Source organism: Pseudoalteromonas sp. TB51 (genome assembly GCF_000498055.1).
In the GTDB taxonomy this organism is placed as follows: domain Bacteria; phylum Pseudomonadota; class Gammaproteobacteria; order Enterobacterales; family Alteromonadaceae; genus Pseudoalteromonas; species Pseudoalteromonas atlantica.
Map to the genome: position 1 here is coordinate 30,635 of NZ_AUTO01000259.1, position 12,066 is coordinate 42,700.

General features: G+C 40.7%; 12 protein-coding genes and 1 pseudogene. 7 read left to right on the forward strand and 6 right to left on the reverse strand.

Annotation, left to right across the window (positions count from 1 at the left end):
• The first annotated feature begins 74 nt into the window (after nt 1–74).
• The 3 genes from L650_RS0115345 (at nt 75) to astB (ending at nt 3,903) form a co-directional block, all read left to right on the forward strand.
• Entirely contained in the window at nt 75–1,085 is a 1,011-nt protein-coding gene (locus L650_RS0115345) for a zinc-binding alcohol dehydrogenase family protein (protein WP_029773657.1), read from the forward strand.
• Nucleotides 1,086–1,087: 2 nt separating this feature from the next.
• On the forward strand, nt 1,088–2,191 hold the full coding sequence (locus tag L650_RS0115350) for an L-dopachrome tautomerase-related protein (RefSeq protein ID WP_029773658.1): 1,104 nt from the start codon (nt 1,088–1,090) through the stop codon (nt 2,189–2,191).
• A 365-nt stretch (nt 2,192–2,556) separates the two neighbouring features.
• Complete coding sequence (gene astB / locus L650_RS0115365) at nt 2,557–3,903, forward strand: N-succinylarginine dihydrolase (RefSeq protein ID WP_029773659.1); 1,347 nt, start codon at nt 2,557–2,559, stop codon at nt 3,901–3,903.
• An 86-nt stretch (nt 3,904–3,989) separates the two neighbouring features.
• On the opposite strand, the gene L650_RS0115370 is transcribed toward astB, so the two are convergent.
• Nucleotides 3,990–4,844, reverse strand: a complete 855-nt coding sequence (locus L650_RS0115370; RefSeq protein ID WP_029773660.1) for a mechanosensitive ion channel family protein — start codon at nt 4,842–4,844, stop codon at nt 3,990–3,992.
• A gap of 346 nt (nt 4,845–5,190) precedes the next feature.
• Here L650_RS0115370 and L650_RS0115375 point away from each other — a divergent pair, with 346 nt between their 5' ends.
• Complete coding sequence (locus tag L650_RS0115375) at nt 5,191–6,189, forward strand: DUF4382 domain-containing protein (protein WP_029773661.1); 999 nt, start codon at nt 5,191–5,193, stop codon at nt 6,187–6,189.
• 229 nt (nt 6,190–6,418) lie between these two features.
• Nucleotides 6,419–7,099, forward strand: coding sequence for an SDR family oxidoreductase (locus L650_RS0115380; RefSeq protein ID WP_004587015.1), 681 nt, complete (start codon nt 6,419–6,421; stop codon nt 7,097–7,099).
• 129 nt (nt 7,100–7,228) lie between these two features.
• On the opposite strand, the gene L650_RS0115385 is transcribed toward L650_RS0115380, so the two are convergent.
• Nucleotides 7,229–7,492 (reverse strand): Txe/YoeB family addiction module toxin, encoded by a 264-nt coding sequence (locus L650_RS0115385; protein WP_029773662.1) that lies wholly within the window; start codon nt 7,490–7,492, stop codon nt 7,229–7,231.
• Nucleotides 7,485–7,739: a type II toxin-antitoxin system Phd/YefM family antitoxin gene (locus L650_RS0115390; protein ID WP_029773663.1), complete on the reverse strand. Its 255-nt coding sequence runs from the start codon at nt 7,737–7,739 to the stop codon at nt 7,485–7,487. The genes L650_RS0115385 and L650_RS0115390 overlap by 8 nt, the downstream gene beginning before the upstream one ends.
• Nucleotides 7,740–7,870: 131 nt before the next feature.
• On the opposite strand from L650_RS0115390, the pseudogene L650_RS0115395 reads away from it, so the two are divergent.
• Nucleotides 7,871–8,165 (forward strand): annotated as a pseudogene (locus tag L650_RS0115395) (SDR family oxidoreductase); the annotation flags it as partial.
• A 122-nt stretch (nt 8,166–8,287) separates the two neighbouring features.
• Here L650_RS0115395 and L650_RS0115400 read toward each other — a convergent pair.
• The 3 genes from L650_RS0115400 to L650_RS0115410 form a co-directional block, all read right to left on the reverse strand.
• Nucleotides 8,288–8,509 (reverse strand): hypothetical protein, encoded by a 222-nt coding sequence (locus tag L650_RS0115400; protein ID WP_029773664.1) that lies wholly within the window; start codon nt 8,507–8,509, stop codon nt 8,288–8,290.
• A gap of 32 nt (nt 8,510–8,541) precedes the next feature.
• Nucleotides 8,542–8,748, reverse strand: a complete 207-nt coding sequence (locus L650_RS0115405; RefSeq protein WP_212750827.1) for a hypothetical protein — start codon at nt 8,746–8,748, stop codon at nt 8,542–8,544.
• A 72-nt stretch (nt 8,749–8,820) separates the two neighbouring features.
• Nucleotides 8,821–10,638 carry a DUF4209 domain-containing protein gene (locus tag L650_RS0115410; RefSeq protein ID WP_128081069.1) on the reverse strand — a complete coding sequence of 606 codons (1,818 nt, stop codon included), beginning with the start codon at nt 10,636–10,638 and terminating at the stop codon, nt 8,821–8,823.
• 396 nt (nt 10,639–11,034) lie between these two features.
• Between L650_RS0115410 and L650_RS0115415 the strand changes: the two genes are divergently transcribed.
• Nucleotides 11,035–12,066 (forward strand): M20/M25/M40 family metallo-hydrolase (locus L650_RS0115415; protein WP_029773667.1); only part of this gene is annotated, 1,032 nt, incomplete at its 3' end.

Below are 12,066 nucleotides of genomic sequence, written 5' to 3' on the forward strand. Positions count from 1 at the left end.
TCTTTTTCTATTTTTCAACTGAGCTATAGTGCTTATAAGTTAAAAACACTTGGTTAAAATCATCAGGAACGCACATGAAAGCATTTGGCTACACCAAAAACACTAAAACGCTTACAGCAAGCTCTATACAAGCAATTGAGCTTGATACCCCAACAGCCAGCGGGCACGACCTACTTATTGAAGTAAAGGCTATTTCGGTAAACCCTGTAGATACAAAAATACGTGCAAATGTAGCGCCAGAGCAAGGCTACAAAGTATTAGGCTGGGACGGCGTAGGCGTTGTAAAAGCCGTTGGCGAGTCGGTATCGTTATTTAATGTGGGAGATCGTGTATTTTACGCTGGCGATTTATCGCGCCAAGGCAGTAATGCGCAATTTCAATTGGTTGATGAACGTATTGTAGGGCGTGCGCCTAAAACATTAACCGACGCACAAGCCGCAGCGCTGCCGCTAACCAGTATTACCGCCTACGAAATGCTATTTGATCGCCTGCAAGTGCCTAAAAATAAGCAAAATACTCAGCAATCTATTTTAGTTATTGGCGCCGCAGGTGGCGTTGGTTCTATTTTAGTACAGCTTGCCAAGCAACTTACTGGGCTAAAGGTGGTAGGTACTGCATCGCGCGAGCAAAGCGTAACTTGGCTTAAAGAGTTAGGAGCGGATCATGTACTCAATCATACTAAAAACTTAAACGAGCAGCGCCTAGAGCTTGGTTTAGCTGAGTTTGATTACGTTATTGGCTTAACTCATACCGAGCAATACCAAGACCAAATAGTTGAGTGTATTAAACCGCAAGGTAAATTTGCGCTAATAGATGACCCTACATCGTTCGATATTTTAAAGTTTAAGCGTAAATGTATTTCAGTGCATTGGGAGTTTATGTTTACCCGCTCGCTATTTACTACCGCCGATATAACAGCGCAGCACACCTTACTTAATGAAATTAGCGAGCTGATAGACTCAGGTATACTTAAAACCACGCTTGGGCAAAATTTAGGCCCAATTAACGCCGCTAATTTATATAAAGCACATCAAATTTTAGAATCGCACACCTCACGCGGTAAACTTGTTTTAGAAGGCTTTTAAGCATGAACCAGATTAAAAAAATACTTTTAGCAGCAGCCTGCAGCACCGCATTTTTAACCAGCATTGCATTTGCTAATACCCAACCTACGCACACCGATTTAAAAACAGTTGCTACATTTGATGCACAACACCCACCGGGTAATATTGCTATTACGCCATCGGGTCGTAAGTTTTTATCGGTACATGGTTTTTACGGCCAAAAACAAAAAATTATGGAGCTATTAAGCGATGGCACCACCAAACCCTACCCTAATGAAGAATGGGCATACGCGTACAAAAACGGAAAAGGGTTTTACGACGTACTTGGCATAAATGTATCAGCCGATGGCGTATTATGGATGCTTGATACATCAGGCCCTGATCATGCTGGGCGTTTAGTCGGTTGGGATACCAACAAAGAGCAGCTGCATAAAATAATTTATTTAGCTAAACCCACCATTACCGACACCTCGTTTTTAAACGATTTAGTTATCGATAATAAACACGGCGTTGTATACATTGCCGACACCGCACAAGGCAGCCAAGCCGCTATTATTACCGTAAATTTAAAAACAGGTGAGGCGCGCAGAGTCTTACAAAATAGCCCATACACCACAGCCGAAAACATCGACATGGTCATTGAAGGGCGCACCATGAAACTAGGCGGCCAACCAGCACGTTTAGGCGTAAACCCAATCACACTCGACCCAAGCGAACAGTGGCTTTACTTTGGCTCTATGTCTGGCACATCGGTTTACCGTATTGCCACAAGCGATATTAACAATAAAAGCCTGAGCGCAAGCGCCCTTGAAAGTAAAGTAACGCGTTACGGCACTAAACCAATTTCAGATGGCATTATTGTTGATGGCGGCGGTAATGTGTATGTTACCGACATAACCAACGGCGCAATTGGTGTAGTAAAACCAAGCGGTAAATACCACGTATTATATAAAGACGAGCGCTTAAGCTGGCCTGATGGCTTTAGTTATGGCGCCGATCATAAAATATATTTTACCGTAGATGAGCTACATCGCTCGCCAGTATTAAATAACGGTAAAAATGCCAGCCAAGGAAAATTTAGTGTGCTGTCGTTCGACCCACTAGTAAAGGGTAAAGTAGGGCGCTAAATACAGCGTATAAACCATACGCCACGCACCCGCTGCGTGGCTTTTTGGTGCAACTTTTAAGCCTTTTAGCCCCAAAGTGGTGCTAAGCGCTCAAAAGTTATTTTTAGTGTTTTAATAAATATCTGATTTGTATTCATAAAATATTCAATTAACAGTTGGCATAATTCTTTCAAAGTACAGATGTGTTCAGTGAAACTTTCAAGGAAAATACCATGGCTAACCTATACCACACCCTTTACCTACTATGGCGTTTAGACATTAGCGTATGGCAGGNACAGCCGATAAATTTCGTATTTATAGGCTTTGCAAGCGCGGCCATTGCGTTGTATTGTTAAGTAACTAAAAACAATATGATTGGAACGTGTATGCACGCCTTAGAAGTAAATTTTGATGGCTTAGTTGGCCCTACTCACAACTATGCGGGTTTATCGTATGGTAACGTTGCCTCGTTAAATAATGCGGCAAGTTTTTCAAACCCTCAAGAAGCTGTGTTACAGGGCCTTGAAAAAATGAAAGCCATGCACGACAAAGGCCTAACACAAGGTGTATTTGCGCCCCACGCACGCCCCGATTTAAACGTACTACGTCGCCTAGGTTTTACCGGCAACGACTCGCAAGTTATTCATAAAGCATTTAAAGCAGACCCTATTTTATTGCGCGCGTGTTATTCGGCCTCTGCAATGTGGACCGCCAATGCCGCTACTGTTTCTCCATCGCCAGACACCCTCGATGGCAAAGTGCATTTTACCTCAGCTAATTTAAACAATAAGTTTCATCGCTCGCTAGAGCCTGCTACAACTACCCGCTTACTAAAAGCCATGTTTAATAACGATAGCTACTTTGCACATCACACGCATTTACCCGATCAGGGCTTTTTTGGCGACGAAGGCGCGGCTAACCACACCCGCCTTTGCGACAGCCACGGCGAGCAAGGCCTAGAAATGTTTGTATTTGGTGCAAGTGCCTTTAACAGCCAATTACCAAAACCGGCTAAGTTTCCTGCAAGGCAAACACTAGAAGCCTCAGAAGCCATTTGCCGATTACATAATTTAAAAGAATCGAGCCAAATTTTACTGCAGCAAAATCCAGATGTTATAGACCAAGGCGTGTTTCATAACGATGTAATTGCAGTAGGTAACGCAAACGTATTGCTTTGCCACCAGCAAGCATTTTTAAACCAACACGATGCCCTGCAAGAAATTCGCGATGCCTACACCGGCAGCAAACAGCTATACATAATTGAAGTACCTACCGATAAAGTAAGCATTAGCGATGCAGTAAGCAGTTACTTGTTTAATAGCCAATTAGTAAGCCTAGATGATGGCTCAATGCTATTAGTAGCGCCACAAGAGTGCCAACGTAATAGCGCAGTAAACGCCTACATTGAAGAAATGATTTTAGCGGATAACCCAGTAAACCAAGTGCAGTTTTTTGACCTGCGCCAAAGTATGCAAAATGGCGGCGGCCCTGCCTGCTTACGTTTACGTGTAGCCCTTAACCAACAAGAGCTAAGCGCAGTAAACCCAGAGGTTATTTTAACCGATACTAAATACACACAGCTTTGTGACTGGGCAAAACGTAACTACCGCGATAAGTTAGGCGCAAGCGACTTTGCCGACTCAGCCCTACTCACCGAAAGCTACCAAGCGCTGGATGAACTAACCCAACTGCTTAATTTAGGCTCGGTATACGACTTTCAATTAGAAGGTTAATACTCGTCAGCAAAAAGCTGATACAAAAATAGCGAGCCAAGGCTCGCTATTTTTATTTGTGCTTATGCTAATAGTGTTTAAAGGTTTTATTTACCGTTATTAACCGTTATTGCCGATGCCATCGACTCAGATATATGCAGCGTTCGCTGCGGAAACGGAATACTCAGCCCCGCGCCTTCTATGGCCTCTTTAACGCGTTTATTTAAATCCCACACGGTTTGCCAGTAATCGCCATTTACAGCCCATGCACGTAATTGAATATTTACTGCGCTTTCGCCTATTGAGGTAACCATTACTTTAGGCGCTGGCTCTGCGAGTAATCGGCTTTCTGATTCGGCAACTTCTTTAAGTACATTTAAGCCAACATCAATAGAGTCGGCGTACGAAATACCCACCACTATATCCATGCGCCTTTTACCGTTGCGGGTAAAGTTTTTAATGTTGCCGCCCCACACTTTACCGTTAGGCGATGCGATATAAAGGCCGTCGGTGGTTTTAAAAATGGTCGTAAATAAGTTTATTTCGTTCACTGTGCCAAGCGTGCCGCTCGCATCTACAAAGTCGCCTATTTTAAATGGCCTAAGTATTAATAACATAATGCCGGCTGCAATATTACTTAAAGTGTTTTTAAGCGCCAAACCAATCGCTAAACCCGCCGCGCCCATTAGCGCTATTAAGCTTGCCGTATTAACGCCAAAAATATCTAATATAAACAGCCCAGCAATTATGTAAACTAAATACCCCGCAATGCTCGATAAAAGCGGCAGTAGCGTTTCGTCTACTTTTTTTAATGGCGACTTAGAATTTTTAATCGCTTTTTTAACCGAGCGGGCAATAAGTGCACTCGCAACTAAAATAGCCAAGGCTAATACCACTTTGTAACCTAAAGTGATGATTGTTTCTGAATGGCTTTGCCAAAACACAATAAGTTTATCTTTCATACATATTCCAACTATGGGCTGATTATCAGCAAGAATTAAATCTATACACTTCAAAAGAAGTGGCGGGAGTATATAGTAAAAATTTTAAAGCGATAGCATTAAAATAAGTGGAAGGTGTGCCTATATCAGCAAATTAATTGGGCAAAGTTTTTCTTTTTTTCGCTTAAATTTTCACACTTAAAACCTTAGTGCTCACAAATTAGTTAACCTATGGCGTACATACTTTTGTTCAAAAATGCGCAAAGTAAAATAAAGATTAACTTCAAGTAACTATTCTAAAAACCAGTTCAATCTAAATTCAGCTTAGCCCTTCTACAATCTGCTCTATAAACTAAAGGAGTAAATCATGAATTTTAAATCAACATTAGTCAGCAGCGCCGTTCTTTTTGCATTAGCCGGGTGTGGCTCTTCAAGTGATGACAATGACACAACACCGCCACAATCTAGCGACAAGTCAACCTTTAGCCTTGGTGTGTCAGATGCGCCGGTTAGTGGTTTAAAAGCGGTTAACGTCGTGTTTGATTCAATCACTATTAAAACACAAGGCGATGAAGAATTTAGTTTTGAAACCCGAAGTGAAGCTGACGCATCTCAACCACAAATGGTTAATTTGCTCGATTACACCGGTGACGATGTTTTTGAGCTGCTTGACGATCAAGAAGTGCCAGCAGGCGAATACTCGTGGATCCGCGCTCAGGTTATAAATGGCGATACTAATAACCTTAGTTTTACATCTCACGTAGTATACGAAGACGACAGCATTGCTCCGCTCGTGGTAAAAAGAAAAGGGAATGATGGTGTAGGCGAAATACAACTCGATGGCTTTACACTTAACCAAACTGATAACGACTTTGTTTTAGAATTTGACCTAAAAAAATCGCTGGTCGATCCCCAAAGTAATGAGGAGATCTTTTTAAAACCTAGAGGCGTACGATTACAAAATCTTTCTGAGTCACAAGAAATTGAAGGCACAGTAAGCCAAGCGCTTATTAATAACTGTGAAACAGATAATATCGCCACTGCTGCTGCAGATTCAACGTTTGGACACGCCGTATATTTATATTCATCAGATGCTCAAACACCTAAAGATATATACGAAATAGATGAGCAAACCCCAGAAGATGCCCCACTTGCGACCGCAAATGTTGTATTTGATCAAGACGATAACCAATATGAGTTTGAGCTTGCTTTCATTACACCGGGAGACTACCAACTTGGCTATACGTGCACCGCACATATAGACGATGCAGAGCTAGAAGATACTGATTTCACTGTTTATCAACTTAAGCAAATTAGTGTACCGCAAACTGAGGACCTTTCAGTTAGCTTTGACATAACACAATAAACGTATAGCGCACTTTAAGGTGCGCTTTTTTTTATAAAAAGTATAACAAAAACGAACACTCCACCTTTGCAAAAACCCATTAAAGCCACTCACCTAACATCATCCAAATAATTCATTCGTAAAGTGACCTGCATTCAAGCCCCGTTAACCCAGAACTGGTACAGTTAATAGCACGTATTAGTTAAACCGTTCTTATCATTTTGAATATGTAAACATAGGAGAAATAATCATGGCGAAAGAAAAAGTAGTTCTAATTACAGGTGCCTCTAGTGGCATAGGTGAAGCGAGTGCAAAAACATTGGTTAATAACGGCCATAAAGTCATTCTTACCGCCAGAAGTGAAGATAAATTAGCTGAACTAGTTGAGTCATTAGGTGAAGATAACGCACTGAGTGTACCCGCAGATGCCACCGACTTTACCGAACTTGAAAACGTAGTAACAAAAGGGCTTAAAAAATTTGGCCGACTAGATGCCGCATTTGCCAACGCAGGTATGGGCGTTTCAACCGCAGGCACTGAAAAAGGCGACCCCGATGAATGGTCAACCATGATAGACATAAACATTAAAGCCCTGCTGTGGACGGCAAAAGCAACCCTGCCTCATTTACGCCAAAACAAAGGCCACTTTATATTAACCAGCTCAGCTGCTGGCCGTAAGCCAATAAAAGGCTCTATTTACGGTGCAACAAAATGGTTTGCTTACGGGTTTGGGCAAAACTTAGCTGAGGAAATGAGCGAGTGGAATGGCCGCTGTACCACCATAGCCCCTGGCATGGTAAACACTCCATTTTTTGATGAAGCTAAACCCGACAAACTCGACCCGCAAGATGTAGCCGACGCCGTACTGTTTGCCATTGAAGCAAACCAGCGCAACAACGTGCGCGAGATTTATTTAATGCCGACTAATTAACGTTGTTTGGTTAAATTTGAGCTGTCAGGTTTAATGCCAATGGCGTTAAACCTGATGGTTGTTAATTCTAAATACTGCTGGATAGAATGAAAATTTAAGATGGATGTCTTGTTTATTTATCTTGTTTATTTAGTAATTGTAACGACACGAGATAACTGTAATTGCTGTATTATCCAAGGCATATACCAAACGATTTGTATCATCTATTCTGCGAGACCAAAAGCCTGAAAGATTTTCTTTGAGGGGTTCCGGTTTTCCAATCCCATCAAAAGGAGAGCGCTTAACATCGACAATTAGCTTATTTATACGTTTCAAGGTTTTCTTATCTTGAGTCTGCCAGTAGACGTAACTATTCCAAGCTTCATCAGTCCATGATAATAACCTACTACTCATCAATAAGTTCTCGTGGGGTCGTTTTGCCCACTTTAAACTGCGCAATTGAACTGTTTAAATGTTCAGCGTTCGCTGGAGAGCGAAGTAAATGAACAGTTTCCATAAGGCTGTTGTAGTAATCTAATGACATTACAACTGCATCTTCAGCGTCACGGCGAGTGATTACTGTCGTATCTGCATCATTAATTACATTATCCAAAACGGCTTTTAGACTATTTCGGGCTTCGGTAAAAGACACTATTCTCATTTTGCACCTCACTTGTACATTATATAAGACAAGTCTAGCTGGAAATTATTACATGTACAGGATACTGTGCATTACTTTGTTGTGGTAGCAAATTTCTAAATAAAGCGCACAGACATGTGGGCTAAAACAAAGGCCACTTTATATTAACCAGCCCAGCCGCTGGCCGTAAGCCTATTAAAGGCTCTATTTATGGCGCAACTAAATGGTTTGTTTGCTTACGGGTTTGGGCAAAACTTAGTTGAGGAAATGAGCGAGTGGAACGGCCGCTGTACCACCATAGCCCCTGGCATGGTAAACACTCCATTTTTTGATGAAGCAAAACCCGACAAACTCGACCCACAAGATGTGGCCGACGCCGTACTATTTGCCATTGAAGCAAACCAGCGCAACAACGTGCGCGAGATATATTTAATGCCGACTAATTAACGATGATTGGTTGAATTTGAGCTTTCAGGTTTAATGCCAATGGCGTTAAACCTGACGGGTGTTTTTGATAAATACTGGCTGGATAGAATGCAGGGAAAGTATTCGTCACTAATAAAAGCTTACTATATGTACAGTAACTCTAAATCACCATCACTAGGTTCGAATATTTCAAGCCAAATAGTAACACCATTTTCATCGCAACATTCAATATCAAAGGCTCCATCATAAACTTCAACTATTGTTCCAACATCACCGACTTGAGGAGCTCTTGAGCCAAAGCTTTTTTCTGAATAGATAAACTTTTTATTAAGAGATATAACTTTTACTACAGAGTATTGCTTCATTAGATTCTCATGTATTTATAACGCCTAAACATTTACTCAAAATTTTCAAGAACACAATATTGAACCCCGCCATTATTGTGCTTGCCAACTAAACTTATGCATTTGAAGGACTCACCACCATCAACTGAAATCTGAACCTCTAAGTCTTGATTCTCGAACGTTTGCAGCTCTTTGATGAGTTGCTTGATTGTTTTGCCGTGAGTTACCCATTCAGGGTTATCATCTATATTATCGTCCACAACTTACCCTCTATCGGAAGAACACCCAACGCCGAATTAAGCGTACTAAAACAATGAGTCATAATGTAAAAATTATAAACCACTGTTTAATTTAATTTCCTTGTTAGCTTTATTTTCAGGTCGATAATGTAGTTTCCAATGACTACCTAGAGGTAACATCACAATATGTAAAACTAACCACCAAAGAAAGACAGGGGCAACACCATAAAAGTGACCTGCTGGCATGTACCCGTGTGACATTTGATTTCTCAAATCCCCATATATCTTATCTATTAATATTGCCTGTAGATTACCAATAATATCTTGCCCTAAAGTTTCAATAACAACAGGATGTTCTAATAGAAATTTAAGACCACTTCTTTCTTGAGAACCGTCACCGTGTAATGTTGTTGGTTCCTCCCCTTGAGTGCGCGCTACATATCTAAGTGAATTCTCAATCTGTGGAATAAGTATGTGACATGCACTAAGGAAATCACCTTCAAGACCAAACGAAATACCCTTTATGTAAAAATATTCATGACCATAAGGTATAAACGGATTATTTTTTAAAATTCTTTCTAAGGCATACTTTGAAACATAATGCTGTATCATTAGCTCATCTAGAGCGGGTCGTATTTGCCCTTGTACTGCAAGTTGATGGTCTATTGCGATGTTTTTCATCATAGTGGACCAAGTAGCAGGTCCATCTTGTTTATCATCAAGGCCCATTCCTGATGGAACTTTAGCAACGGTAATACCTTCATGATCTATATGAGTTCCGCTAAACATCCATGCAATACTATTTTGCATTTGTTCGATAGCTTGCTCTTTGAGCCTATTAATGTCTGTTGGTCTTGAAACCAGAACACCGAGCCTAAAAAGCATATCGAAAAAATCTTTACCTTGAACTTCAAGTTTTGATTGATGAACAATTTCGCTAATGTCTTGGGGCGGAGATGAAAACTCATGAAGTTGATGCAGGGATTCGATTTGATGATCTCTCATAGTCTCATATAGCTCAAGTCTTTCTTGTCTAGTATTAGGAACTTTAGACAAAGCATCAATTGCCCTAAGTATACAGTTAGCGGCTATCAAACCACCATCTTGTATTTCAGAATCTTTAACGTGGCAAGAGGCTATTTCTCTCCAAATTTCTTGCTGTTTAATTTTATCTCGTGTTGAAATTGCAGAATGCAATGCACATTCCCACCCACTTATCGCTGTTCTTGTGTCGCCTATTTCAAAACGAGTTTGAGCAATTTCTTCTGCAGTATTAAGAATCCAGTCATCATCCCCAACACCACATTCATGTGATAATTTTAATAAACGCAATGCATAAAAAGGCGAATCATCTATTTTTTTATTGTTTACTTCAGATAAAATAAAGTCTGATAATTTTTCAAATAAATCAGGTCGTTGCGAACCCCTTCGAAACATGCAGCTTAGCCTTAAGGCTCGTTCAATTCTTTCCGCAGGATATATCCATGAATCAGCTACAGCTAACAAATTCTTTGCTGATTCAATATATGATTCAATTGCCATATATGCATGTTCAACGCTTCCTGCTTTTGTAACCCAAGAAATATCAGCTAATCTTGCCTTCAATTCAGGTATTGTTACAAACGAACAAAATTGAGAAAGAGAGTTCAAAGACTCTTTAGAAAAATCATTTGCAATAAGACCTCTACGGTCTTGCATTATAAATTTAGGTGAAAATGGAGCTTTCGAATTTTCAGGTTTTAGGTGCATCGAGCAAATGGCAGATAGTAACTGTGCGGCATTAGAGTCTTTTATGCCACCAAAAGCCGATTCTAATTCATAATACACGAGGCTTTTACATGAACCGACTATTTGCTCTTGATCTAATGATTGTAACTCCTCTAAAGTAACTTCAACTTCTTGAATAGACATAAAACCTCCGTGTGTAGGTTGCGGCTAACAACTTAGTCTACGACATCTGTCGTTTTACAAACCGACAAATGTTCCTATATTACAGTGATTTTATCCTAGCTATAAAATAAACACCTGTAAACAAATAGTTAGCTTCGCCTTACCTTTCCTAAATGTAGCAAAACCCCAAAATGTTGGAGATCAGTAATATCAGACATATAGCTGTGTAGTTGTACTAGTTGATTATTAATTAACAAATCATACTTTAAATACCTGAGTTTAAACCAATAACACATACACCCTTTAACCCTTAACCTTGTAACTCGTTGTTGTTATACAAGATATAAAGCACGCCTATTGAACCCTTTGTATTTTTACTTCATATTAGCTGAACTACTTTTCAATTATTAGGCTGTTATGTCACTTTTAAAATTTAGCCAAGCACTTATATTTACCCTTGCGAGTACCGTGTCGCTTACAAGCTATGCGGCGCTTAATAAAAACGAGCGTGAAATAGTAAAACAAGTTGAGCAAAACATGCCGCAAGCGCTTAAAGAAATAGAACAAGCGGTAAACATTAATAGCGGCTCACTAAATATTGAAGGCGTAAAAAAGGTAGGCGCGCTGGCAAGCGAGCAACTAAAAGCGATTGGTTTTAAGGTTGAGTGGTTAGATGGCAGCGCTTTTAACCGCGCAGGGCATGTATTAGCAACCCATGAGAGTAATGATCCCGATGCAATAAAAATACTGATGATCGGCCATCTTGATACCGTGTTTGCTAAACACGATAACTTTACTACCTATAAACAAATTGATGAACACACCGCCAGAGGCCCAGGTGTAGCCGACATGAAAGGTGGTAACACTATTATAATTACCGCACTTAAAAGCCTGCAAGCGCTTAATTTACTTGAAAACGTAAGCATCAAAGTGCTGCTTACCGGCGATGAAGAAAGCAGCGGCCGCCCACTTAGTTTATCTAAAAAGGCGATTGTTGATGGCGCAATTTGGGCTGACGTAGCGCTAGGTTTTGAGAACGGCGATAACAATATTAAAACCGCGATGGCGGCGCGCCGTGGTTATACCGGCTGGACGTTAAATGTAACGGCCAATGCGGCCCATTCATCGCAAATATTTAGTGACAGTGTGGGCTATGGCGCTATTTACGAGGCGTCGCGTATTTTAAATGACTTTAGAGAGCAACTAGCCACACAACCTAATTTAACCTTTAATCCTGGGCTTATTGTAGGCGGTACTGATGCCGATTACGACAGTGCTAACTCGTCAGCCACGGCGTTTGGTAAAAGTAACGTAATTGCGCAAACCGTCCATGTAGCGGGTGATTTACGGGCGCTTTCGCCAAAGCAGGTAGAAGACGCTAAAAAAGTGATGCAGCAAATAGTGGCTAAAAGCTTAAATGGCAGCCACGCTGAGCTTATTTTTGAAGAC